The sequence below is a fragment of the Spirobacillus cienkowskii genome, from assembly GCF_037081835.1.
Taxonomy (GTDB): Bacteria; Bdellovibrionota_B; Oligoflexia; order Silvanigrellales; family Silvanigrellaceae; genus Silvanigrella; species Silvanigrella cienkowskii.
Genome location: NZ_CP146516.1, coordinates 551,006 through 577,041 on the forward strand (window position 1 = coordinate 551,006; position 26,036 = coordinate 577,041).

24 protein-coding genes, 1 tRNA gene and 1 other RNA gene are annotated in these 26,036 nt (G+C 30.9%); 11 read left to right on the top strand and 15 right to left on the bottom strand.

What is annotated here, in order from left to right:
* Positions 1-4: 4 nt before the first annotated feature.
* Positions 5-229 carry a transposase gene (locus Spiro2_RS12725; protein ID WP_422398025.1) on the top strand — a complete coding sequence of 75 codons (225 nt, stop codon included), beginning with the start codon at positions 5-7 and terminating at the stop codon, positions 227-229.
* A gap of 110 nt (positions 230-339) precedes the next feature.
* Here the strand turns inward: Spiro2_RS12725 and ssrS are convergent.
* Positions 340-525, bottom strand: a non-coding RNA gene (gene ssrS / locus Spiro2_RS02405) — 6S RNA.
* A 168-nt stretch (positions 526-693) separates the two neighbouring features.
* Between ssrS and Spiro2_RS02410 the strand changes: the two genes are divergently transcribed.
* The 3 genes from Spiro2_RS02410 (at position 694) to Spiro2_RS02420 (ending at position 3,839) form a co-directional block, all read left to right on the top strand.
* Positions 694-2,268, top strand: a complete 1,575-nt coding sequence (locus tag Spiro2_RS02410; protein ID WP_338636780.1) for a sigma 54-interacting transcriptional regulator — start codon at positions 694-696, stop codon at positions 2,266-2,268.
* A gap of 132 nt (positions 2,269-2,400) precedes the next feature.
* Positions 2,401-2,922 (top strand): hypothetical protein, encoded by a 522-nt coding sequence (locus tag Spiro2_RS02415; protein WP_338636781.1) that lies wholly within the window; start codon positions 2,401-2,403, stop codon positions 2,920-2,922.
* Between the two features lie 89 nt (positions 2,923-3,011).
* Positions 3,012-3,839 (top strand): transposase, encoded by an 828-nt coding sequence (locus Spiro2_RS02420; RefSeq protein ID WP_338636782.1) that lies wholly within the window; start codon positions 3,012-3,014, stop codon positions 3,837-3,839.
* A 142-nt stretch (positions 3,840-3,981) separates the two neighbouring features.
* Here the strand turns inward: Spiro2_RS02420 and Spiro2_RS02425 are convergent, their stop codons facing one another.
* Genes Spiro2_RS02425 through Spiro2_RS02445 form a run of 5 tightly spaced genes read right to left on the bottom strand, consistent with a single transcriptional unit; the run spans position 3,982 to position 8,812 of the window.
* Positions 3,982-4,395 (bottom strand): hypothetical protein, encoded by a 414-nt coding sequence (locus tag Spiro2_RS02425; RefSeq protein ID WP_338636784.1) that lies wholly within the window; start codon positions 4,393-4,395, stop codon positions 3,982-3,984.
* Positions 4,396-4,408: 13 nt separating this feature from the next.
* Positions 4,409-5,365, bottom strand: coding sequence for an SPFH domain-containing protein (locus Spiro2_RS02430; RefSeq protein WP_338636785.1), 957 nt, complete (start codon positions 5,363-5,365; stop codon positions 4,409-4,411).
* Positions 5,362-6,249 carry an SPFH domain-containing protein gene (locus Spiro2_RS02435; protein ID WP_338636786.1) on the bottom strand — a complete coding sequence of 296 codons (888 nt, stop codon included), beginning with the start codon at positions 6,247-6,249 and terminating at the stop codon, positions 5,362-5,364. Before Spiro2_RS02435 ends, Spiro2_RS02430 begins: the two co-directional genes overlap by 4 nt.
* Positions 6,250-6,269: 20 nt before the next feature.
* Positions 6,270-8,345 (bottom strand): SulP family inorganic anion transporter, encoded by a 2,076-nt coding sequence (locus Spiro2_RS02440; protein ID WP_338636787.1) that lies wholly within the window; start codon positions 8,343-8,345, stop codon positions 6,270-6,272.
* A 38-nt stretch (positions 8,346-8,383) separates the two neighbouring features.
* Entirely contained in the window at positions 8,384-8,812 is a 429-nt protein-coding gene (locus Spiro2_RS02445; protein ID WP_338636789.1) for a hypothetical protein, read from the bottom strand.
* A gap of 223 nt (positions 8,813-9,035) precedes the next feature.
* Here Spiro2_RS02445 and Spiro2_RS02450 point away from each other — a divergent pair, with 223 nt between their 5' ends.
* A complete protein-coding gene (locus tag Spiro2_RS02450; RefSeq protein WP_338636790.1) occupies positions 9,036-9,986 on the top strand; it encodes a TerC/Alx family metal homeostasis membrane protein in 951 nt (316 codons plus the stop codon).
* 8 nt (positions 9,987-9,994) lie between these two features.
* On the opposite strand, the gene Spiro2_RS02455 is transcribed toward Spiro2_RS02450, so the two are convergent.
* Positions 9,995-11,209 (bottom strand): hypothetical protein, encoded by a 1,215-nt coding sequence (locus Spiro2_RS02455; protein ID WP_338636791.1) that lies wholly within the window; start codon positions 11,207-11,209, stop codon positions 9,995-9,997.
* Between the two features lie 245 nt (positions 11,210-11,454).
* Positions 11,455-12,102 (bottom strand): hypothetical protein, encoded by a 648-nt coding sequence (locus Spiro2_RS02460; protein WP_338636793.1) that lies wholly within the window; start codon positions 12,100-12,102, stop codon positions 11,455-11,457.
* Between the two features lie 220 nt (positions 12,103-12,322).
* Here Spiro2_RS02460 and Spiro2_RS02465 point away from each other — a divergent pair, with 220 nt between their 5' ends.
* From Spiro2_RS02465 to Spiro2_RS02490, 6 genes are all read left to right on the top strand, one after another.
* Entirely contained in the window at positions 12,323-13,504 is a 1,182-nt protein-coding gene (locus Spiro2_RS02465; protein ID WP_338636794.1) for a hypothetical protein, read from the top strand.
* A 61-nt stretch (positions 13,505-13,565) separates the two neighbouring features.
* A tRNA-Leu gene (locus Spiro2_RS02470) sits at positions 13,566-13,652 on the top strand.
* A 45-nt stretch (positions 13,653-13,697) separates the two neighbouring features.
* Complete coding sequence (locus tag Spiro2_RS02475) at positions 13,698-14,324, top strand: hypothetical protein (RefSeq protein ID WP_338636795.1); 627 nt, start codon at positions 13,698-13,700, stop codon at positions 14,322-14,324.
* A 141-nt stretch (positions 14,325-14,465) separates the two neighbouring features.
* On the top strand, positions 14,466-15,185 hold the full coding sequence (gene rph / locus Spiro2_RS02480; protein WP_338636796.1) for a ribonuclease PH: 720 nt from the start codon (positions 14,466-14,468) through the stop codon (positions 15,183-15,185).
* Complete coding sequence (locus Spiro2_RS02485; RefSeq protein WP_338636798.1) at positions 15,160-16,563, top strand: ATP-dependent 6-phosphofructokinase; 1,404 nt, start codon at positions 15,160-15,162, stop codon at positions 16,561-16,563. The genes rph and Spiro2_RS02485 overlap by 26 nt, the downstream gene beginning before the upstream one ends.
* 49 nt (positions 16,564-16,612) lie before the next feature.
* Positions 16,613-18,664, top strand: a complete 2,052-nt coding sequence (locus Spiro2_RS02490) for a HAMP domain-containing sensor histidine kinase (protein ID WP_338636799.1) — start codon at positions 16,613-16,615, stop codon at positions 18,662-18,664.
* Here the strand turns inward: Spiro2_RS02490 and Spiro2_RS02495 are convergent.
* The 7 genes from Spiro2_RS02495 to Spiro2_RS02525 form a co-directional block, all read right to left on the bottom strand.
* Positions 18,661-20,013, bottom strand: a complete 1,353-nt coding sequence (locus tag Spiro2_RS02495) for a TldD/PmbA family protein (RefSeq protein WP_338636801.1) — start codon at positions 20,011-20,013, stop codon at positions 18,661-18,663. The genes Spiro2_RS02490 and Spiro2_RS02495 overlap by 4 nt on opposite strands.
* A 21-nt stretch (positions 20,014-20,034) precedes the next feature.
* A complete protein-coding gene (locus Spiro2_RS02500) occupies positions 20,035-21,495 on the bottom strand; it encodes a TldD/PmbA family protein (RefSeq protein WP_338636802.1) in 1,461 nt (486 codons plus the stop codon).
* Positions 21,496-21,523: 28 nt separating this feature from the next.
* The gene (locus tag Spiro2_RS02505) at positions 21,524-22,258 is read right to left on the bottom strand and encodes an ABC transporter substrate-binding protein (RefSeq protein ID WP_338636803.1); all 735 of its coding nucleotides are present in this window, start codon (positions 22,256-22,258) and stop codon (positions 21,524-21,526) included.
* Positions 22,259-22,335: 77 nt separating this feature from the next.
* Positions 22,336-24,147 carry an aspartate--tRNA ligase gene (gene aspS, locus Spiro2_RS02510; RefSeq protein WP_338636805.1) on the bottom strand — a complete coding sequence of 604 codons (1,812 nt, stop codon included), beginning with the start codon at positions 24,145-24,147 and terminating at the stop codon, positions 22,336-22,338.
* Positions 24,148-24,298: 151 nt separating this feature from the next.
* Positions 24,299-25,045, bottom strand: coding sequence for a tRNA (guanosine(37)-N1)-methyltransferase TrmD (gene trmD, locus Spiro2_RS02515; protein WP_338636807.1), 747 nt, complete (start codon positions 25,043-25,045; stop codon positions 24,299-24,301).
* Positions 25,042-25,602: a ribosome maturation factor RimM gene (gene rimM / locus Spiro2_RS02520; RefSeq protein ID WP_338636809.1), complete on the bottom strand. Its 561-nt coding sequence runs from the start codon at positions 25,600-25,602 to the stop codon at positions 25,042-25,044. The genes trmD and rimM overlap by 4 nt, the downstream gene beginning before the upstream one ends.
* Positions 25,599-25,958, bottom strand: coding sequence for a hypothetical protein (locus Spiro2_RS02525; RefSeq protein ID WP_338636810.1), 360 nt, complete (start codon positions 25,956-25,958; stop codon positions 25,599-25,601). Before Spiro2_RS02525 ends, rimM begins: the two co-directional genes overlap by 4 nt.
* Positions 25,959-26,036 lie beyond the last annotated feature (78 nt).

Consider the following 26,036-nt stretch of genomic DNA (forward strand, 5'->3'; position numbering starts at 1 on the left):
TAACATTCGTGAATTTTGGAGTCAATTGCTTGATTGCAAACTTATTGAGTTAAACAGCAAAGACAATCATGAACATATTCTTGTAAGTATCCTACCTAAATATTTTGTTGCAATAGTGGTGATCAAATTAAAATTAAAATCTTCTTATTTTTTCAAAAAGAGTTTCGGAAACAGATTAAGAAAAAATTATGGAGAGATTATTTTTGTAGCCCAAGCAAGCCCTCTCTAATGCGTTAAGACGCGCATGAAGAAGCAAGAATGTGCCTAATTTTTTTAAAAATATTTAAACTTTATAAGAGAAAATTAAAATAAGAAATTTAATTATAATAATATAATGAAAAAGGACCTCGTAAGTTTTTATTTTAGGAGAAACCCACTTTCAAAAAAGTGGATGCCTTGTGATTTTTTTTTAGGCTTCCCTCAATCGTACAAGCCGGAGGGCATGCTCACCAAAAAACCGTTAGCTTCCTATAACGTTATTTGTAGGTTCTGCCACATTATTTACAAAAACTACACGAGGCTATAATAATTATGCAAATATTATTTATAATCGTCAAGAGTATTTTAATTTTTTGCAATTTTAATATATTATAAATTGAAATTGTTGAATTTTTTTTCATACTGCATAAAGTTTTGTCAAAATGTGTCGAAAAAAGATGCATGTAAAAAAATATCCGCTTTGAGGGGGTATAAGTGACAGATGAACAGCATTTCAATTACGAGCATTTTGAAAATTTAAATATTATAAAGAAATTACGGATAATTATAGGCAGTTGGTGGAATATTCAGCTAAATTTTACCGATCAAAAAGGGTATTTGAGGGGGGTTCCACAAGGAAAATTCTTTAATCCTAAAAATCCAATCTGTAAACTCATTACTGAAAATAACGAAACATTTAGACAATGTGTTGCTGTCGCAAGGCAAACAACAATCGAATCCGAAGAAGCTGGTGAGCAATTAATATCAACATGTCATGCTGGATTTAGCACAATTTCTGTTCCTTTAAAATTAGGAAATAAATATTTAGGATGCGTATTCGCCGATGGTTTTATAATTGAAGAAACTCTTGAAGAACAAAAAGAAAAATTACGATATTATTTAAAAAAACATTTTAGTCAAGAATATGATGATATTGAGAAATATATTCATCAGCTTCCAATTTTATCAATGAAAGAGGTAAGATATCTTGAAGAACTATTGCAGGTATTTATTGATGAAATTCTAACTTTAAGAAAATCAATTAATGATAATAATGATGATTTTCAGGCAATATCATCAAGCTTAAAAAAAGATTGGAATTTTGAAAATATTGTAGGCAAAAGTACAGCAATGCAAGAGGTTTTTAAGCTTTTATCTAAAATAAGCGATAGTGATGCGACAATTTTAATTACAGGTGAAAATGGTACAGGAAAAGAAGGAATTGCTAAAGCTATTCACGTAAATTCAAAAAGAAAAGATAAAAATTTTATAGTCCAAAATTGCGGAGCAATAAATGATAATTTATTGGAATCAGAATTATTTGGACATGTAAAAGGCTCATTTACCAATGCAATTAAAGATAAAAAAGGATTATTTGAATTAGCTGATAAAGGAACATTATTTTTAGATGAAATTGGTGATACTTCTTCTTCAATGCAGGTTAAATTACTCAGACTTTTGCAAGATGGTACTTTTATTCCTGTAGGTGGATTGGAGCAAAAAAAAGTAGATGTTCGTATTTTAGCTGCAACAAATAAAAATCTAGAAGAGATGGTTAAAAATGGTTCTTTTCGCGAAGATCTATATTATCGTTTAAATGTTATTAATGTTAAACTTCCTCCGCTCCGAGATAGGGTAGAAGATATTCTTCTTTTAACAAAAAAATTTCTTGAAAATTATAGCACACAAAATAATACAAAAATTAAAAAAATTTCTGCCGGCTGTATGCAGAGAATGGAAAAATATACTTGGCCAGGGAATGTGAGAGAGCTAGAAAATGAAATTCAAAGACTTTGTGTTTTATCCGGTGATGAGATAGAAATACAAGAAGAACTTTTATCAGAAAGAATTTATGGTATACGTGACAATAATGAATCATTTAATGGAATAAATAAAGAAGGTAGTCTCAAAGAAGCTGTAGAACAACTCGAAAAAGAAATGATTTTATTAAATTTAGAAATTGAAAATTGGAACAAAAGCAAAACAGCATTAAAATTAGGAATAAGCCGTGCTAGTTTAATAATGAAATGTGAAAAATATCATTTAGAAAAAAAACAAAACAAAAATTAAGTCATTTATTTAGATTACCAAAAAAAGCAAATTAATTTAATTGACAAAATAGAAAAAATACGTAAAATATCTTTACCTTTATAAAAAGGATTATGAATATTTTTAAACCTCTTTTTAGGAGTGCAGTAAGCCGTGAAATTTTTAATTTTTCTGAGTTTAATTTCTATAAAATTAGCAGTTTTTGCAAACACCATCATAGTTAACGAAAAAAATATGTCTGCAGCTGCTGCTTTTGATAGTTTTTTATCAGAAATTGAAAACTTTGATTTGTCACCAATCATGTGTTCAGAAATTGCTTGTACTTCTAAAGTTTTATTTAATAATATTGAGGTGGGAGATGCATTTTTTACTGATGAAATTAATAATTTGAATGGTGCTTCAAAAGTTGAAATAAAAATTTTAAATAATGGTGATGTTAGTAATTTTGTTATGATACATTATGTTTGTATAACAGATAAAACGTGTCGATTCTTTCTTCCTGAACAATATGAAATGATAAATTATGCTTATGAAAACAATCGGTTTCATTCCGAACGACTAAAAAGATCTCCTATTTCAACTAGATATTATTATGCATTTAGTGTTTACTTAGAGAAAATTAGAGAGAAATATCAGCAACAAAATAAAAAACTAAAAATTAGTAATGCCAGTTAATAGTTGAGAAAGTTATTGTGAGGCTTGAAGAAATAGCTCCAATTTGTTAAATAATTTTTGCACAAACAAAATTAACAAAGGAGCTACCAATGGACTGGCAGAGCCAACTCATCACTGTATACCTTACTACCTGCGATTTCTTTTCTCAACTCTCTCCAACCTCTTTTTTAAAAATTAGTCCAAACTCAAATCCCTCGTTCACAGACCAAGAAGTCACCACTATTTACATCTTTGGAGTTTTAATGAAACAAAAAAATATAAAAGCTATTTTTAACTTCACTAAAAATTTTATTCCAAACTGGTTTCCTCACTTGCCTTCTTATGAAGGATTTTTGTCAAGACTTAATAGCTTAAGTAAACTCTTTCCTGAACTTGCAAACTTTATTTTAAAAAATAATAAATTTAAAATCCCTAAAACAAAATCCAAACCTTTTATTCTTATTGACTCTTTACCTATTATACTCACAACTGGTTTTCGGGCGCACAAGTGCAATACTGCAAACGATATTTCTGCTATTGGCTATTGCTCTTCAAAAGATAAATTTTACTATGGGTTAAAACTTCATCTCGCTGCTTTGTTTCAAAATAAAAAACTTGCCGCACCTATTGATTTTAAAATCACACCCGCCGCAACTCACGACTTAACTGCTGTTAAGAATGATCTTTTAAACTTCAAACATTCGCAAATCTTTGCCAATCGTGCTTACTGTGACAAATCAACTAAAAAAAACTTGAATCAAATAAACTCTAAATTACACACACCAATTAAACTCTCTCGGAATAAAAAAACTCTTTCTAGTGATGAGAAAGTTTATTCTAAATCTGTTAGCTCTATTCGGCAGTCCATTGAAATCCTTTTTAACTGGTTAATTGAATCCAGCGGTATTCAAATCGCATCAAAAGTTCGAATCGACTAAAGGCCTTATCGTCCATGTTTTCGGACGATTTTCTGCCTGCCTGTTTAACTACTTATTCAAATTCTAATTGATTTTTCTCAACTATTAATTGGCATTAGTAATTTATTTTTTGGATCTCGATTTCATTAAAGTATAATTTATTTTAATCAAGTTTGTTTTTTACTTTATTTGAAGAACTTATTTTTGTTAATTTAAATGTATTATTTGTTTGAGTAACTATAAGTGTTATATCTTCTCCCCAATCTGTAGTAAAAACTTCAAAATCAGCATTTTCAGCAGGAAGATTTTTAAAATTACATTTCCATTTTCCAGGATTTAGCCATAAACCATCATTATAATATTTATCTCCCCAATCAAAGTTTTGATATTTACCAGGGTAAATAGCAGCAGAAGTCATTGCTATTTTAATTTGAGTTTGTTCCTCATTGCTGCATGATATTCTGATAATTGCTTTTGAAAAGTTTTTTATTTTCCACTTAGTTGAATAGGTAGAAGATAATAAAACTTGAGGTCCCAGAATCATAATAATTAAATTTATTTTAAGATATTTTAACATAGCTTATAACCATCTATATTTTTCTTGATGAATTGAAATCTTTTGCATACGTCGAATTAAGAGTCAAAGATTTTTGTGCTCCTTCCGAGTTTGACCCATCGTCAAATGGGGGAGGTAGTGTCATAGCAGCTTCCATAGATTTGACTTCATGTTCTGAGAAACCGTGAAACGCAACAGTGCGATGAGGCTTCAGTAACGACAATTCATAGAGTCTTTTGTAAGCTTCTAATAGTTTATAATTATTAGATAATTTTTTATAGGCTCTACTGACACTTAAGCTATATTGTCCTCGTGCTTCGGCAACAAGGCTCGCAACTTTTGAAGCAGTTTCTGCCTCTAAAATTTGAGCATCTAGGCGTCCTGCTTCTTCTACGTCTGCTTTTGTTTTTTCAAGTTGTGCAGCAATTGTGTCCATGAGCTGTTGCGATACATCTTGGAGTAAGCTGAGTTTACTAATAAAAATAAAATCAATTGAGAGTCCCCAGCGTTCTGCTTCGTTTTTAATATTTTCTTTTAATACGGCGCACACTTGATTTCTACTACTCAGAATTTTTTTAAATTCGTAAGTCCCTAGTGTAGCAGTGGCAGAATTTGCAAGAACACTTTGTAAAAATTTTTCTAAATTTTCAACTTGAAACAAAGCCTTTTCTGGTGAATAAATCTTAAATTCGACCCAAAGATCAATTATTATCGTAGTACCACGACTATCGTTTACATGAATACCCTCAAAGCAGCGAAAATCTTTTTTTAAAGAAACATGGTAAATTTTATTCCATGGTAAAACTTTTTGAATCCATAAATGAAGTCCTGGTTGGGTAATAACTTTAGAGAGTTTACCAAACTTACATATTAACACGTTTGTTTCATTTTCAACTTGAATAGTAAAAGATTTAATAATTAAATAAACAGTTGGAATAAAAACAATCCCTGCAATTAATCCAATGATATAATCAAAAATATATTCATTCATAATGGCCTCTTTACATAAGAAATTCTAGATTCAGCAAAGACTTCTGCTTGACGTCTTTCAATATAACAATTCAATGTTCCAGCATTTTGCAATTGTTCTAAAATTTTTGCCATAGTTTCAATATCTACTTCAGTTGCTTTGGCTTTGGATTTGGCAATATCAATCCCTTTTTTGGCTGCCATAATTCTTTGTTCACAGACTCCTTCTGTTAGGGCATAGAGTCGTTGCGCTTCACTTTGTGCGTTAATGACTGCGTTTAGAGATTGAGCAAGTTCATCTGGGGGTAAAATATCGGTAACATCAACATTTTCAAACTGAATACCATACGTATTTCCCAATTTTGAACTACAAAATTCTTGAATATGTTTGTTTAATAATCCTCTATCTCTGCGAATTGCAGCATAAGATCCAACATTTGTTAATTCGTGCGTATGATCATTATTATTTGATTTTTTGTTTTCAAAGCAGCTTATTTCTTGATGAAGAATACAGGTAAATAATCCTTTAGTATGTTCAAGAGGATTTTCCATAGAAAAAATTAATGCATATAAATCTTTTAAACTTGGAATAAACCGTAATTTTGCATCGATTCTTAATAAAGTGCCATCTGATGCCATAGCCATAGTGTCGCCATCTGTGCCTGAAAGCTCAACAATTTGTTCCATTACAGAAATTTTTACTGTTTTTTGCCAAGGTTTTTTAAAATGTAAACCTGGTTTATAAATTTTTAAATTATTTGGTGAGTTATTTATAGAAATTGCCTTGCCAAAATTTTTAAGAATTGCAATATTTCCTTCATTAACTTGAAAAAAACATTTTTTTAATGAATAAATTAAAAAGAGAAAAATACCAATAGTAAAGCTTAAAATAATAGTATCGAACATTTAATTATGCTCCTTTTAATTTAAAATTTATCTGAAGCGATTCTCCAATTTAATACTTGAGATAATTTTTTATCAAATTCGTCTGTTTGAATATTTTGATTATTATGTTTTTTATAGGCGTAAACTAGTCCTTTGTTTACATCTACAACATCTTCGTTAAAATTTAAGTGTGCATCTGTAACTTTAGGTAATAATTCGACTTTGTCAAGAGTATCAACAACCATTCCATGAGGTACGTAGCGGCCATCAGGTATTTCAACTCCTATAACAATAGCTCCAATTCCAATATAGCAATGAGAGCCAATTATAGAATCATGGACGATTGCTTGGAATCCGATAAATGATTTATCACCAATGTAACAAGGTCCATGGACAAGTGCTTGGTGTGCAACAGAAACATTTTCTCCAATATATACCGCCCAGTCTTCTCCACCAATGTTAACCCATTTTTCTTTTAAGGCGTGAATTACGACACCGTCTTGAATGTTTGAATTTGAACCAATATAAAAAGGAGTTCCTTCATCGGCACGAATTGAGGTTTCAGCCGCAATATGAACATGTTCTCCAAGAATTACTTTACCTATAAGTGATGCTCTTTGATGCACATAAGATGATGCAGCAATGTATGCTTTCTCTCGAATTTGCGTTAACCAATTTGTATTTTTGGTATCAAGATAATGGTGTTTGGGCTTTTGTAATGTTTTAATTTTATTTTTTGCAGGAAAAACTGCACGGCGTTGGTTATTATTGGTGTCTAATTTTTTATTGTCAGTATTTTTTTGATTATTATTAACCCCTTTCTCCAGGAAAAACATTAAAAATCCTATTGTTAATCCAACAAATAAATGATCACTAATTGTTCCAAGCATACTAAATAAAAATGCAAGAGAATGAAATTTATTTGTTTTTAATAAATGAATAAAGGCTTTTCCTTCAACAAGCCTTACTCCTACTACGCACAACAAGCCTGCTAAGGCCGCAATTGGAATTGCGGCCATAATTTCGCTAAAATATAAAATAAATACAACTATTAAAATAGCGTGTAAGAGTGCAGATAATCTTGTTTTTGCGCCAGATTGCACATTAACAGTTGAACGGACTATCACTCCTGATACAGGCATGCCGCCAAAGAGTCCAGAACCAATATTTCCTAAGCTTTGCCCAAATAATTCTAGATTTGGATTATGAGGTTTTGGTGCATTAGATATTTTATCTACAGCCTGAGCAGAAAGTAATGATTCTATAGAAGCGAGTAAAGCAAGTGGAATACATGCGATAATTAAAGAGAACAACTTATCAGAAGAAATAAGCGGAAAATTTGGGGTAGAAATAAAAGAAGGAATGCTTCCTACTCTTTCTATATTCCAATTTAAATGCATTGAAAGTGTTGTGACAATAATTATTCCAACAAAAGAAGCTGGAAATCTTTTAAATTGCCTGCATGAAGTTACAATAAAAGCAACTGATAATCCGCATATCACTGCAAACCAAGACACATCCAGAAGCCATTTGAAATTAAGCATACCAATTAGATGCATTAAATTGTATTCAAAGCCTAGGAGTTTTGGAATTTGAATATTGAGTAATGTAATGCCTACACCAGTTGTAAATCCTGCAAGAACAGCTTCAGGAACATATTTAATAAATCTACCGGCAGAAAAAGAGCTTAAGATGAATTGAATCAGTCCAATTATCAAACAAGCGATTAAAACACCACTGGTACCAAACTTAGCTGTAATAGCAAGTACCATAACATTTAACGCTGCTGCAGGACCTGTAACTTGAAGAGCAGAACCCCCAAAAATAGCAGCAAGTCCACCACCTATTGCTCCTGCAAGTAATCCAGCGCTTGCAGATAGACCACAAGACACTGCAAGTGCGATATTTAGTGGAATTGCCACAGAAACAACTGTTAGTGCAGCCATAGAATCTTGTAATAGGGTTTTGCTTTTTAAAACTTCTAACCAGTTATCTTTAATTTCACACGCAAAGTTTTTATAATTTTTAATTAATCCTCTATCATTTTTTTTTAAATTTAACTGGTTTTCAGAGTTTTTTAAGTTACCAAAAATAAAACGAGATTCATTTTTTTTCATACAATAGATATCTCACAACATTAAAGGTTTAAACATTGTTATGACTTTTCGAATTCTTTGCATTTAATATTTTTTGGATTGCATACTTTCATTATTTTATCTTTAATTATTATATTTAACCTTATATTATAAAGTAGGTGTTCAAATTTTATCAATAATTCATGGATCTCAAATCCATTTTCTTTAAATACATTTATAACTTCATAAGTTCCATTAGCTTGATAAGATGGATATCCAAATTTATTCAAGCATTTCATGCTATCATAATAATCGATAAAAGTAATAATATTGCCGGGTTTTGTAAAATCGTAGTTAAATTTTCCAGATAAAATATTATCAGAATAACTAGTACACTTTTTATTTTTCCATATGTGACCTTCAAAGCTGTATGGAGTTGTATTTGCAAAAATTTTAAAATTTATGAAAATTTGTATAAATATTAAAATTAATAGGTAAAATTTTTTCATAGAGTCTCCATTTTAGCATTTTATTTAAAAAAAGCAGAAATTTGAATTTAGCAGCTTACTATTTTTCAGTCAACTTTAAGTTATTATATTTTTTAATAAAAAAATTTAATAAAGATTATAAATATTTTTTTAAAATCAGTATTGTCATTATTTTTTCATTACGCATTTTAATTTTTGTTGTATAATTATATTAATTTTTTAAACTTATTAAAAGAAGGTGATTATGTTTAGTTTTTTAAATTCTATTTCTGTTGCGCCATCTTGGCTTTGGTTTGGATTTGTTGTTGTAATTTTAGTTTTATTGATAATTGATTTAAGCTTATTTAGTAGATTAAGTCAAAAAAAACATACAAAAATTGCTTTAATTGAAAGTGGTCTTTGGATTTTATTGGCAATAATATTTAATATTTGGTTTGGTTTTAATTATGGCGTTGAGCTAGGGATTGAATTTTTTACTGGATATTTGGTTGAAAAAACATTAAGTGTTGATAATATTTTTGTAATTTTATTAATATTTACTTCGTTTAAAATACCACGTGAGTATCAACATCGAGTATTATTTTATGGAGTATTAGGTGCAATTATAATGAGAGGTAGCTTTATTTTACTTGGCGCTCAATTGATACTTAATTTTAAATGGATTATTTATGTCTTTGGTGTTATTTTAATAATAACGGGTATAAAATTACTTAGAGAAACAGATTCACACACAAGTGGCAAAGATAATATTTTAGTTAAATTTATTAAAAAATTTATTCCAACTACTGATAAGTTTCATGGAAATAAATTTTTTATAAAAAAGTCAAAAAAATATTATGCAACACCTTTATTTTTGGCGTTAATTGTAATTGAGGCAACGGATTTAATTTTTGCAGTCGATTCTGTACCGGCTGTTTTTGCTGTTACCAATGATGCTTTTATTGCATTCTCTTCAAATATTTTAGCTATACTTGGATTAAGAGCGCTTTATTTTGTGTTTGCAGAGTGGATTGTTAAACTTAAGTATTTAAAGCCAGGTCTTGCAGTTATTTTATCATTTATAGGATTAAAAATGTTATTGATAGATGTAATTAAAATTCCAGGGTGGATGTCATTAATTGTGATTATATCGATTCTAACAACTGCAGGCTTAGGTTCCTGGTACTCAATAAAAAATCAAAAATTTAATAAATAATAAAATCTTCAATTAATTTTAATTGAAATAAAACTATTGATATACATTGAACTACTTGGGGGTTTTGCATCAACCATATTGTCAAAGTCATCTGAAAGCATAGAATTTGTTTTTACAAGTTCCCATTGAAAATAGCAGTTTTTTTCTTTTTGTTTTATACTTTTATTTATTAATTTCATTAAGCTTTCTAAGCGTGGAGCCGAAGTTTTAGAAACCATATATAAAGAATATATTGCTGCTACTGCAGGGTAGTTTTTTGCAGGAAACGTAACACTTTCGCTAACCACAGTTGAGTCGCTCACTGTTGTTTGTTTTGTTGATGTATAAGTGATGCCTTGCGTGAGTTTGAGTGATGCAAATAATGGTACACTTAATGATTCTTCTGCTCCTAATTGAAATGCCCAGGAGTAAGTATCAGATTCTGAAAAGCCGTGCGAAATTTGAAAAGTTCGGTTAAAAGAAATATCTGGATAAATTTGATCATAACCTTTTAATATCCATCTCGTGCTATATTCAATTGTTTCTTCTTTGCCGTTAGGGTCGATAAGCTTATATGGAATACTTTTATTTAGAATATCTTCATTATCTATATCTAAAAATGCGTTGCCAGTTAAGCCTGGTACGTAGTTAAATGGAAGATATGTAATGACTTCGCCCTTATTTGCTTTGTAGTAAAAGTAAAAGTCTAGCCCTATTAATGACCCACCTGTCGCCAAAGTTTCAATATTTTTATTGTAAAATTTTCCGTCTGTATATCGATATGTAACCGAATTCATTATTGGTTTATCCATTTCGATAAAAGTGATAGGATGATGACTAGTGTCTGCATAATTTACATAGTCTATTGTTATTGTTGAATAAGCATTATTTTCATGAAATCTTCGATAAATATTAGCATAACCTTCGCAGCCATCGTTTTTTGTGCATACAATTTGAGTGCCAATTTTATTGAGATCAAGGTTTTTGTAGGTTTCAAGGTTGACATTTTCTTTGCCCCAAGTTTGAGGAAGAGAATTGTTGTGGTTATAAAAATAGTCATCAATCCCATTCATTTTTGGAAGTGGAAAAGAAGATTCGTTTTTAAATAGCGCTGGCATTAAGTTATAGTAAATAATAGTGTTTTTTTCTGTTTTTGAAAATGAGTTAAAAGGTAACAAAATAGAAAAAATACAAACCGCTAAATTTATTGATATTTTATAAATTTTTGATTCTACTAAAAGCATTACGCAAACTCCTTCATAAGTATCAATCAAGTATTTAATGCCAAATTTTTAATAAAATTAGTCTAATTTTTAAAGTATAAAAATTAGACTAATTTTAATTTATTACGACAACTCATTTTGTTTTTATAAAATATAAAAAAATTTAATTATTTCAATAAATTAACTAAATTTTGCGTTTATTAGGTTAAACAAAAAAAGATTACCATAATCTTAATTGAGTTTAAAGTAAAAATATAATTGTAAAATTATATAACATCTGTCACCAAGGTTTTTTTGATAGCTGCAACTTCATCTAAGCTCAAGTGAAATCTTTTTTTACTAATCAGTTCATAATTGTAAGCCTCTAATTCTGCAGTATATGTCCCATAGCTTATTGGCAAAGTTACGTTAAATTTATATTTAAAAAATAAGTTGTTATTAACTAATGAAGCACTCATATAGGCGGCAAAGTTAAGAAGTTCAATTTTGAAAAATGACTGATTTCCATGAATTTCTGCTTCATGAGCCAGAGTCGAGCCAAGTACCCCCCAACTCGTAAAAGCTGATGAACCTATAAATATGACTTTGTTATTTTTGAAAGCATTGCCAAGTGTTATTCCTCTAAAAGGCAAATTCGATAAATAACTTATTGATTTTATTGTATTAGATGATTTTATTGAAAAAAGAGCGATTGCTAATTCTAAATTTTTTTGGTTGCAATTTGGTTTTGGAAGACTGTTATAACGAACAGGAATTTGAGCCATCTTGTTAAGATCTTCGCGTTCTTTATTTTGTTCAATAAACCCCTGTACAAGACAATAAAGCATTGAAAAAATAAATAAAAACGGTAAACATAAGCGAAAATAACCTTGAAGTTTGGATTGTAAGAGATTTTTAGTTGTATAAATATTCATGAATTTCTCTAGTAAAAAGAATAAAAACTTAACAATTCTAATTTATACAAGAAATATCTGTGCCAACTATAAATAACATATAAAAATCAATTATTTACATGAGTTTCCTTAAGAAAAAAAATCTGTGGTCGTATTTTTTTGTCTAAAATATAAACATATTCTTTTGAATACGACTAATTTTTAGTCATACTGAATTTATTTTGAAAGTAACTTCCTTAATATGTTTTATAAAAAAATTTTCAATTATGCTGTACTAATTGTTTTATTGCTTTTTATTAAAAATAGTTATTCATTTGAAAGAAAATATCTTTATGAAATTGTAAAAGAAACTTTAATTTTACATGAAAATTACGAATTAAATACTGAAAAGTTAGAAAAAAATTTTAATTTAATTGAAGAAATTGTTAAGTTTCAATTAAATATAGGTTATGAAAATGTTGATTTAGATTTGTATTTATTTTTAAAAGGTATTGTTAAAGATGATATCTATTCTTTGCAAACTTTATTGGTTGATATTGATTCAAAAAATTTATCATTAGATTTAACAAATTTAATTAATACTAGCATTGCAAAAAAAATGTCTTTTGCATTAAAAGAAAATAGAATTTCTAATAAAACAAAGATAGAATTAAAATTTAATAAAAATTTAAAATCATGTCATTATTATTTAAATGGAAAAGTTTTAAATAATATGAATCATTTTTTGTCACCTTCTGGAATTCCCATTTATCTTGCAATATATTGCGAAAAAAATTTTGAGGTACAAAGAATTATACCAGATGCTGCTCAGTCAGTTTATACTGTCCATTTTAATAATTTAAAAAATAAAAACAATATTCCAAGTACTTTACCAAATCCGTATCCCTCAATTTACGCAAAAAATTTAAAAAGTAACAATCAGGATAATAAATTGAATGAAATTGATGCTTATGAAATTAATTTTAGTAGTGGATATTTATTTAATTATAATAAGAAAATTCATAATCATTTTAATTATAACTCGATGTTAAGTATTAATAATTATTTATTACTACTTGGATATTCTAAAGTTATGGTGAATGCAAAAAATTTAACAATTTTAAGGAATAAAAGTTTATTTGATTATCCTATTTTTGAACCTAACAATTTATTTAAGGTTGCTTTCGGCCTTAAAGAAAATTTGTTGCATAATGAAAATTTGTTCCAATTATGTGTAAATTTTTTAATAATATCTTCTTATTTATTTGATTCAGATTTTAATTATCAAAGAGCTATGTATGGAGTTCAAAGTGGTTTAAGTGTTTCTTATGAATTTGTTGAAAATTGGAAAATTGGTTTAAATACATCATTAGGATATAACTGGGGAATATTAGGAAGTCCTTTTGTCGAGCATTCTTTAAATATAAGTTATCTATTTTATTAGATAATAAATGTCTGTGTTTCTTCTTGACTTGTTTTCTAACATCAACTTTATTACTAAAACGGCAGAGATGGCGGAATTGGTAGACGCGCTCGTTTCAGGTGCGAGTAGCTGCAAAGCTGTTGGAGTTCGAGTCTCCTTCTCTGCACCACAAATATTATATTTATTTTTTCTTACTCATCAGTTAGGCAATTTTGTGAATTTATGTTTCAAGATTTTTATTTTATTTGTATTTTTTATTTCTGTAAGTTGCGGAAAAGTGATTCCAGAAATTCGATATTTAAAAAGTGAAACCGTTGAACCTGAGCTTATTCATGTCTCCAATTCAGTTAAAGATAGACTGAGAAACCTTGGGGTAGGAGAGGATCTCCTTAGTAGAACAAAATATGTAACCATTAAATTTGAAGATGATTCTTATTTTAATAGCAAAAAAAATGGTGATAATGATGAGGCTGAATGTTCAAGATATAGTTCCAAATCAAAAACATACGATAACGTGATCTATCTTAAAAGCTTAATAAAGATTAGAAAATCATTTTGGAATAATCCACCAATAGCGCAAAAATATAAGTTTCATCGTGATGTGCAAAAGTATAAGAATGACTTTAAATTAGAGCTGATTGCTCATGAGCTTGGTCATTGTATTTGGAGTTTGAGTCACACTCCTGAGAAAAATGAAATTATGAGTGTAAATCATTCTAGTCCATTGAGCGCACAGGCATGGGACAAATTTGCTATGCAAATCATAGCCCATCAGCATTTGTTTAAAGATCTCGATTGGCTTTTAAAACAACAGAAAGAAAATAATGATCGTCAAGAATGATGAAATCTTCTGTTATATCAGTCTTTACTAAATCTCAATTACAGCAAAATTTTTGTACCTTGCAAAAGTAATTTTAATGTATATCTTTTGATGGGTATTTCATTTTTGAAAAAGCTCTATTTTTATTTTTAATGAGGTAATATGATGTCTCTTCGTACTTTAGGTCGTAGCCCTTCTCAAGCGCGACCAATTAAAATTACACCAAAATATTTAAAAAATCCTGCTGGTTCTGTTTTGGTTGAATATGGCGAAACCAAGGTGCTATGTTCTGCAAGTATAGAAGACACTTTACCGAATTGGATGCGTGGAACACGTGGACAAGGATGGGTCACTGCTGAGTACTCTTTACTTCCAGCATCTACTCAAGATCGCACTCGCCGCGAGCGTCAAAATCTTTCTGGTCGCACCCAAGAGATACAAAGACTTATAGGTCGTTCTTTAAGAGCTGTTGTCGATCTTAAACTACTTGGTGAAAGAACAATTATTGTAGATTGTGATGTGATTCAAGCTGATGGTGGTACACGTACTGCTTCGATTACTGGTGGATATATTGCATTAAAATTGGCAATTGAATCGTTAATCAAACAAAATAAATTAAAAAATAATCCTCTTCGTGATGCGGTTGCTGCAATTTCTTTAGGTGTTTTTGAAGATCAGGTTTTTGTAGACCTCGATTACCAAGAAGATCTCAAAGCAGATGTTGATCTTAATGTGGTGATGACCGCAAGTGGACAACTCCTAGAAGTTCAGGGATCTGCGGAAAAGCGTCCATTTACTCGAGAGAATTTAAATAAAATGCTAGATCTTGCATCAAGTTCTTTACAAGAAATATTTGATGAACAAAACGCTGCGCTTGCTTGAGGTCACGATGATTGAATCCAGCAATATTAAACCAGATACATTTATGGTTGAGAGCTTGACGCAAAATTTTGGTAACGCTCTCATTCCTTCGCCATTAAGAACATCGTTTCAAACAGAAAACTTTGTTGATGATGGTAGGGATAGGATTCTTGTTGACATATCATTAAACGGGCTATTAAAGGCGTCTCGTCCTGAACAGGGAAATATTCTTTTTAACCCTCTTTCTTTTGAGTTGGCGGGGCCGCGAGAAAAAATATTTTGGAACCCCGAAAGTCTTAAAGTTGCAATTGTAACGTGTGGTGGACTCGCTCCAGGTCTCAATAACGTTGTCCAAAATTTAGTTACGTTTTTGTCGGACCGTTACAACGTCAAAAATATTTTTGGTGTGCCGTATGGGTATCAGGGATTTACTCACGACCCGCTTACCAAAAGATTTGCTTTTGGTTGGCGACGCCTCGATTCACTCTCTGTCCAAAATATTGATTTTGAAGGGGGTAGTGTTCTAGGAACGGGTCGAGGTCATTCTAATCATGTTAGTATTGTTGATGCCTTGATGTTACGCGATATCAATATTCTCTTTACAATTGGTGGAGATGGCACTTTAGCGGGTGCTCATGCTATTCATGAAGAAATTAAGCGTCGTAGAGTACCAATTGGATTGATTGGTATACCTAAAACAATTGATAATGATGTATTGTGGGTCAGTAAAACATTTGGTTTTGAATCTGCAGTTGCTAAATCTGTTGAAGCATTGCGCTGTGCGCAAACAGAAGCGCGCTCTGCATTTCATGGAATTGGTTTGGTAAAAATCATGGGACGCAATAGTGGTGCATTGACTGCAACTGCTGCCGTGGCAATGAATGATATTGATTTTGTTTTAGTGCCAGAAGTACCTATACGTTTAGAAGGACAAAATGGACTTTTAAATGCAATAGTGAGAAAAGTGCTTGATAAAGGAAACATCACCATTGCAGTCGCTGAAGGTGCAGGTCAAGACCTTTTTCCTCCTTCTGAGATTGAAAAAGATCCTAGCGGCAATGTAAAATTAAAAGATATCGGTAAATTTTTACAGAAAAAAATTACAGATGAATTTAAGGCAAGAAATATTGAAACGACGCTAAAATATATTGATCCAAGTTATATGCTCCGTGCTCAAACAACGTCAGCCGATGACTCAGTATTTTGTGCAAAACTTGGTCAAAATGCTGTTCATGCGGCAATGGCTGGCAAAACTGGCTGTATGGTAGGATATGCTCATGAACGCTTTACGCATGTTCCTTTATCTGCAGCGGCGCTTGGAAAAAAACAATTGAGTGTCAATGATCCTCTATGGCTTTCAGTTCTTGCTGCTACGGGACAACCTGTTCACTGGGATTAAATTAAAAATTAAAGCGTTTTTATGAGCTTTGGGGGATGAATTCAAATTCATGATTGCCGGTTCTAAAACGCTGAAATTTTATTTTTTACTTTCTATAATTTTTTCTTTTTTATTTCCTTTTGTTTTATCAATTATACTTTTTTGGAATTTTATATCTCATACTAACGAGAAAATGCGACTTGCAAATAGTCAATTGCAGAGAAGCATGAATTTAGAATTAATTGATACATTTCATAAAATTCAATCCTCTATTGTTATGGTATCACAGTCTGTAGAGCTAAAAAACTATTTTGATTCTACAATAGATGAACAATCTAGTAATTATAAAAAATTTACTTATTCTATTGATTTAATCAGAAAAAAAATGCCATATCATAATACAAAATGGCTTGTGTATAATACCAGAGGAAATTTAATTGTTAATATACCAGATAAAAATTATTCTACAAAAATTGATTTAAATGAAACTCAAAAATATGGAGCATATTTAAATAATAGTTTTAAAAGAATTGAATTTTTCATTCCAATTTCTTATAAAATTATTCCTAGTCAATTAAGTATAAAAAATAAAATAGGTTATATAATTGTTTTATTGGATATAAATGAAATACAGAAAAATTTTCCTATGCTACTTGAAATTCAAGCTATTTCAAATAACTTAGATATTGAGCAATTTAAAACAAAATTTAACTTAATTTATATGAATAATATAGAAATTAGTTTTATCTATTTATATATTTTTATTTCTTTTATTTTTTCTATTATTTTAATAATTTTTGGTTTGCAAATATTCCAGAGAAAAATTGTTGATAAAATAATTTTCCTTAGAAATAGAGTTATTAATGAAAGAAAAGGAGTAGAAAAAAATTTAATAGTTAATGAATTAGAGTCTTTGTCTTTTACATTTGATTTGTTTTTACGCTATACAGAATATCTTCAAAGAGAAATGAATAGAAATTCACAACTTATTGCAGTTGGAAATATTGCACACTTAATTGCGCATGATATCAAAAAACCATTTACAAAATTAGAATTTTTTATTCAGGAAATAAAAAAAATTAGTAATAAAGATAATAATGAAAATATTAAAAAATTACTCGTTTATTTTGAGCCTCATATAAAAAGCTCTGTCGATTATATTGATCACATGTTAAAAGAAATTATGGAAGCAGGAGTTAATGAGTTAAATATTTTAGAAAATGTAAAATTAGAAAATATTATTAATAAATCAATAAAAAATTTAATTATTGTTCAAGAAGATACAAATATAGAATTATTAATTAATATTAATAATGATTTTTATCTTAACGTCGATGAAAATAGAATTGTTAGGGTGTTTGTTAATATTTTAAATAACGCTATAGAAGCTATGAATTTTTATGGAAAAATATGGATTAATTCGAATTTAATCAAAAGTAATAATATTTTATATGCTGAAATTTGTATAGGAAATAGCAATTCTTATATTCCAGCAGATAAAATTAATCGATTATTTGATCCATTTTACACAATACATAAAACGCATGGCACTGGATTAGGTCTAGCGATTGCACAGAAAATTGTAAATTTACATGGTGGTGTTATTAGATGTCAGTCGCAGATTGAAAAAGGTGTAGAATTTATTTTCACATTACCTGTTAGTACAATAAAATATAATGTAAATATCTCAGAGATTCCAAATAATATAAAAGGTCAAAAATTATTTTTGGATTACTATGAAGAATTAACTTCAGAAAGTAAAAACTATTTTACTGAAACTTTAGTTGTGATCGATGACGATCCCCTTATTTGTAAGAGCTGGAAGCGAAACGTTAACGATATTAACGTACTTACTTTTTTAAGCCCTGAGAATTTTTTATTGTATATTGATAATAATAAAGAAATTTTAGGTAATATTAAATATTTAGTTTCGGATTATTATTTTGGAAAGGGTTCTCGTTATTTATTTGAAGATTTTATTGTAAAGTTAAAAAAAATTTATGGCGGAAAAATATTTTTATCGAGTGATTTAAATCTTGAGAGTGAAAATTTTATAAAAAAAGAAAAAATTATTATTATAAAAAAGAGAGTTTATTCTGCTCAAGAGTTAAAAAAATTCTAGCCATTTCCTGTAATAGCAAGGTCTTTAATTAAAATTTTTGGACAAATGCCTTTAACTGTAAGTTCTTCTTCAGAATCCACATAACAAATATTTTTAAGTAGTGTTAAAAAATCTCCCGCAACAGTTGCTGTTTCAATACTTGTTTTTTTATTATTTTCTACTATAAATCCATCAAATGGTAAAGAAAAAGATCCTTGCAGGGCATTTACTCCCGCATGTAGCGATTTTACATTTTCGATATTAATATACGGTTCAGTTGGCAAATTATCTTGAAATGCTGCCGCATTTTTATTAGATTTTATATGTAAAAAATGGGGTGATATCGTGATTTTTGCACCACTATTTGCGTTTCCTGTAGATGTTGTTAGAAATTTTTTAGCAGTATAGCTACTGTGTAAGAAATTTTTTAAAACTCCATTTTTGATAATTTCTGTTTCTTGAGTATTGGTTCCTTCATCATCAAATAACGTTTTTGCAACATTTTTTTCATGAAGCGGTGCATCGTATAAATTAACAAGTGGACTTGCAATTTCTTTGCCAAGAGAATCAATTGTGCTTAAACTTTTTTTATCTAAAATGTTTTGAGCATTTATAAAATTTGCAAATGAATACAATATATCTAAAAAAGATTCGGGTGAAAATAATACAGAATATTTACCAGATTTTATAGGCGTATAGTTTAAATGTTTTATGGTTTTTTCTAGTGCAATTTTTGCACATTCTAAAACATTTAATTTTTGATAACCATTAACTATGCTAATATGCCCAGCTTCGCGAGCATGTTTTCCTTCTTCTTGAGCTAGTGGATAAAAGTAACAATAGGCAATATTTTTTTTCTCAGATTTTAAAACGCCATTGCTATTAAAGTAAAATCTCCCAGATAATGATTCAGAAATTTTATTATAAGGAACACTTTTAAAAACAGAATCATGATCAAGAATCAAGCTTTCTGCTTTGATACATTCATTTGCAAGTTCTTGAATAGGAGAAATTATTGAATTTTCGTTTTGGGAAAACGCATTTTCTTGAGGTGTTAAACAGGATTCACTAAATTCATAAATCACTTCTTTTGAAGAAAAATAAGATGATTCAAGCGCAATTTCTAAAGCATCTTTTATGCCTTGAGTTGTTAAATTTGAAGTATTTGTAACGCCAACTTGGTTATTTTTATTCCATACTCTAATAAAAAGGGTTGTTTTTGTTGCAGAAGAAAGAGCAAAGGGGTTTTTATTTTTTGAACTTGCAGAGATTTCTTCTCTAAATGAACCATTGACATCAAATTTTTGAATACCAAGAGAATTGGCTAAGCTCTGAATTTCAGACTGTATTTTTTTTATGTTGCGCATCATAGGCTTTGTCCTTTGTTGAGTTTAACGACCGCCAACTGTAATCGAATCAACTTTAATATGTGGCTGGCCGACTGTGACATAAATGCTGCCACTAACAGAGCCGCAAAATCCTGCTGAAATATCAAGATCATTGCCAGACATTGATATTTTTTTCATGATTTCTGTTGCCTGCCCAATTAATGTAGCGCCTTTTACTGGCTTTGTGACTTTGCCATTTTCAATCATCCAGGCTTCTTCTACCGCAAAATTAAAATCTCCTGTTCCATTAACACTTCCTCCTCCAAGCTTTTTGCAGTATATGCCCTTATCGATGCTGCTAATCATCTCTTCTTTTTTAAATTTGCCTGGCGCAATATATGTATTGCGCATACGACTTGCCGGAGCAAATGTATAGTTTTGGCGGCGTCCACTTCCTGTTCGAGGATGTCCTGTTAACAGGTGACCCATGCGATCAGCAATAAAATTTCTAAGAATTCCATTTTCAATCAATAATGTTTTTTGCGTAGGCATCCCTTCATCGTCCATATCGTATGAGCCAAAACCATTTTCCCAAAAGCCTTCATCCCATGCGGTCAGGTTTTCGTGCGCAATTTTTTGCCCTTTTAGGCTGCTAAAAGGTGTTGAATTGCTTTGCACTGCTGTTGTCTCTAAAAGATGTCCACAAGCTTCATGAAAAATTACGCCACCAAATTGGTTTGCAAGAACAACAGGGTAAACGCCAGAAGGAACATAATCAGCATGCAGCATATACCCAGCGCTTTCTGCTAAATCTTGACAAATTTCTCTAAAATTTAAACTCTTAAAAAATTGCGGTTGCGCAGAGACGCCCATTCTTTTGTGAGCAGAAGTGCGATGAGCGCCATCTTGGCAAACAACTTGGGCAGAAATTGATTGATGTAAGCGAATATCGCGTGCAAATGTTCCCTCACTAGACGCAACTAGAACCTCTTGCCAGTCTTGGAATCCGCTTGTTGTAAAGCTTTGTAGCGATGTTGTTAATTTTTTTTGTTGTAAATTACAATTTAAAAGCAGTTCGCAGAGTTCAGAAATAGGACTCACTTCTTTAAGCCAATTATTTTTACTTCGTATTTGAGCATAATCTCTAAGTGGTTCTAAGTTAATATCTGTTGTAATTCTGTTGTGAGAAAGTTTTAAACCCATGATATCAAGTGCTTTTTCTAAAATATTTTTAAGCCCATTAAAGCTGACATCGTTGGTTGATACGTAGCAGTCTTCTTTTCCTTTAAATAAGCGAATCCCTGCACCTAGGCTCAGGGTAGGATTAATTGCAGTTATCATTTCATTTTCAACAAGGGCATTGATATAATGTCCTCTTTGAATAAAAAATTCTACAAAATCAGCACCTGCAGCTCGACCTAATCCTAATAACGTTGCTAGAGCATCTTTCCAAGACTCATCAAACTGATTTATTGACATAGAGAATTGAGTATTGGAAATGTTTGAAACAAGAGGTTGTTGCATTTTTTCCTCGTAAAAAATTTGTGATACATTATTCAGGTAGAAACAGATCGCTTTTATGTTTAAATATTAGTTCATCAATTTTGCCCGAAGACTTTAATTTTTTGCTTGCTTCCATTAATTTCTCAACTAGATCTTTTGGAGCATTTTTTGTAACTGCAAGAAAAAAAGTCACTCTGATTGGGGTATACCCTTTTTTTAGATCTTGAAGTTTTAGTCCAAGTGTTTTTGCAGATTTTACAATATTTACTTCTGAAGAATACATTGCATCCACTTTGCCTTCATAGAGCATTTGTGTGCACTGATTGAATGTTGGTACTGGGATTAAATTTTCAAACCCTTGAGTAATAAGATACTTATTTAAAACAGAGTCAAGCCATACACAAATAGTGTCTAATTTTTTTGCATCTTGAATGTTTTTGCAAGATTTTTTAGAGCGCTTAAGCGTATAAAAAGAATTATCTACATTTAAAAATTTGCTGATGTTATAAAATTTTTTTTCATTATTTTCATTTAAAGCTTTGACAGTCGCAAAAATTTCTTTTGATTTTGGAGTTATGCTATTCATTTTTTTATATATATTTGGATAGGTATTAATCTCAATTATAGCATTTACTTGTGCAGTTTTGAAAAGCTCTTGGGCTGTTTCAAAATAAAATTTTCCTGCAGAAGGAGGTGTTAGTAATATAACGTTATTTGATGCAAATATATGCATTGGTGTTAGTAAAATAAAATAGCATAAGACTCGATATAAAGTTACAGACAATGCTCTTAACCTTTATTCAAAGTTTTTGTTCAAGAACGTTCAATATGAACGTTTTTTATAACAGGTATGTTATTTATTTATAACATTTTTGTTTGAATATGAATTTCTTTCAACTGCTGCATTGAAACAGGACTTGGTGCTTTCATGAGTAGATCCATCGCTTTCTGGTTTAATGGGAATGCAATGACTTCTCGGATATTGGGTTCGTTCAGCAGCAGCATGATCATGCGATCTATCCCAGGGGCAATTCCTCCATGAGGAGGCGCGCCAAACGCAAAAGCATTCCACAGAGCACCAAACTTAGATTCAACGTCATTTTCTGAATACCCCGCAATTTCAAATGCCCGTTTCATAATATCACGTTTGTGATTTCTGATCGCTCCAGACGATAATTCTATTCCGTTGCAAACAAGATCATACTGATAAGCAGTAATGTTTAAAGGATTTTTTTGATTTAGGGCTTCCATTCCTCCCTGCGGCATTGAAAATGGATTGTGAGAAAAATCAATTTTCTGCGCGTCTTCATTATATTCAAACATTGGAAAATCGACAATCCAGGCAAAAGCCCAGTTATTTGTATTTTTTAGGTTTAGTTTTTCTGCTAAATATGTTCTAATTTTCCCACCAGCAATTTGGGTTTTTTGTTTATGATTACCAACGATAAAAACAATTGCATTGTTGTTTTCTAAACGTAACTGATTGCCAAGAGCTTTTTTTTCTGCGTCAGACAGTTGTTTGGCAATAGATCCTTTCCATTCTCCATCTTTTACAGCAAGCCAAGGTAGTCCTCCTAATCCCTGTTCTTTTGCAAATTGGTCTACCTCATCAAAAAACTTACGAGATTGCGATGCAGCATTAGGCAGTACGATAGCGCGTAAAATACCTTTATTTTTTAATATGGTTTGAAATAATGCGGATTGCGTGTGTTCAAGAGTTTCTTCTACATTTTGCATTTCAAGATTAAAGCGAAGATCGGGTTTGTCGGTTCCATATTTATCCATGGAATCATGCCAAGGGATGCATGGGAAACGGCGGTTATTTTTTCTATATTCAGAATTATAGTGACTGAGTGGTAGTATTGGTTTGTCAGAAAATTTCTTATTTTCAAACAACTCGCCCATCAGCTGTTCGACAACATGAAAGACTTCATCTTGTGTAACAAAACTCATCTCAATATCGAGTTGGTAAAATTCTCCTGGAGCTCTGTCCGCTCGTGGATCTTCGTCGCGAAAACAAGGCGCTATTTGAAAGTACCTATCAAATCCAGAGCACATTAATAGTTGTTTAAATTGTTGTGGGGCTTGAGGAAGTGCGTAAAAATGACCAGGATGCAAGCGGCTTGGCACAAGAAAATCACGTGCGCCTTCTGGCGAACTGCTGGTTAAAATTGGAGTGTTAAACTCATGAAACCCCAAAGAATGCATTATGCTTCTAATGTGCTGGATAACTTGGCAGCGAAATAAAATGTTCTTATGCATTTTTTCAGTTCGTAAATCAAGAAAACGAAACGCAAGACGTGTGTCTTCACTTTCTTGTTTAGGATTATGAGCAATAGGAAAAGGCAAGATTTCAGAAGGAGATTCGACTACAAATTCTGATGCAATGACTTCTATTTCTCCAGTACTCATTTTTGAGTTTATTGCTCCTTCTCGTTTTGAAACGAGGCCGGTAATTTGAATAACTGATTCTTGGCGAGTTTGGCTTGCTTCATGAAAAAAAGGAGTATTAGGATGAATAACAACTTGAGTTAATCCGTAATTGTCGCGGATATCAATAAAAATTAATCCACCTAAATTTCGTTTTGCATGCAGCCATCCTATTAATGTCACTTTTTGATTAAGATGCGTTATATTGAGTTCTGAACAATGATGTGTGCGTAATAGCTGCATTTTAAAACCTTTCCAGGAGTAAAAAAATTAACGGATCTCGTATATCATAAAAATGTATAAGGGTATAGAGGATTAAGCAGAACTCTAAGTTTTTATACAGGGGATAGATTTTAAAATTATACAGCAAATTCTATTTTTATTTAGTTAATTTTTAATATCCATTTTTCCAAATTTTTTGAATAAGAGCGCGTTCTTGTTTGTTTAGAGAATCCCATAAAAGTAAAATGAGATCTGGTCTATATTTTGCAGTAATTTTTAGTTGCTCTTTTCTATTGTATTCAGTAATTTTTTTGTGATTTCCAGAAAAAAGAATAGAAGGAATTTTAGTTCCTTGAAAAGTTTCTGGATGGGTATATTGTGGTGCTTCTAACAGCCCGTCTTCAAAGCTATCGCTTGTCGCGCTTTGGCTATTGCCAAGAACTCCTGGTACAAAACGCGCAACAGAGTCTATCGCACACATTGCTGGGAGTTCTCCTCCGGAAATAACAAAATCACCAATACTAATGTGGATGTCACTATATTTTTCGGAAAAACGGAAATCATACCCACCGTAACGACCACAGATAAAAATTAAATGTTTTTTTTGTGCAAGCGTTTTTGCAATCTGAGAATTAAATGTTTTGCCACAAGGAGTAAGGTTTACAACATAAGACTGTTGAGTTTTTACGGATAAAAGAGCGCGTTCTGCAATATCAGGACGAATAATCATACCGTCACCACCACTAACAGGTGAACCATCTACATTTTTACGTGGGTGATCACTAAAATCCCGCAAATAAACGGTATCAATATTAATAATGCCATTTTTTATAGCTCTAGAAATTACCCCTTCTTCTTTAATTGTATGAAACATTTCTGGAAAAAGAGTGAGTGCCGTAAAGCGAAGCAAGGTGGTCACGTAATATTGTCCTCAAAAAATTCAGGAATATAAATTACATCAATGCGCTGGTTTTGTTCGTCAATATTTTTTACAAATTTCTCAAGAAATGGAAATAAAAAAGTTTCTTTCGTATTGGCTGACAAAATTTCGAGATTATCCTGTGCACCAAAAGAGCTTACCCCTGAAACAGTACCTACTAGACCCATATCTTCGGCATAGACTTTAAATCCAATCAATTTATCAACAATATATTCATCTTCGTTAACTTCTATTTCGCTTTGATGAACATATATTCTTTTATTATACAAAGGTTCAACGTCATTGCGGTTTAAAAAACCATCTAAAACAATGACCAGGGCTTTGCCACTCAGATAGGTTTTGATCACTCTTTTTTCTAAAAAACCGTGATTGGTTTCAACAATCAGTTTCTTATAACCATCCCAAGTTGTCCGATTGTCTGCTGTTTTTAAAAAAAATGCGCCCTTCAAACCATGAGGGCGACCTACTTGAGCAAAGTTAATGTATCCACAAGTTCGAAGTTTGTCTTCTTCTGCAAGATTAAATTTTTTTGTCATGATTCCGGGTCTTTAATAAATTCGTTCAGCGCTGACTCCATATCAGACTGCGTTATATAACCCAGTTCTACAAAAATTTGTCCAATTGGTCTAATATTTTTTTGCTGAATTTTTAATAGATGGTTGACATCATCAGAATTCAGCATCCCTAGTGAAATTGCAATTTCGCCAAATGGTTTTGAGGTTTCTGATTGTTTATTAAGAATCATAAAAATTTGTTCTGGTGTAAGTTTTCCTTCATTAAGCGCAATGCGGCCAATAGGGAGCCATGTTTGCTTTTGGATATCAAGAGCAGTCATAACTTGACCGGGGGTTACATATCCTTTTTTTACAAGATAAGAGCCAAAAAGCTGCATAGCGACCTCTCAAAACGCCTTTGCGGATTTGTTCGGATAAAACTATTCTTGATTCATTGTCGGCAATTGTTACGAAAG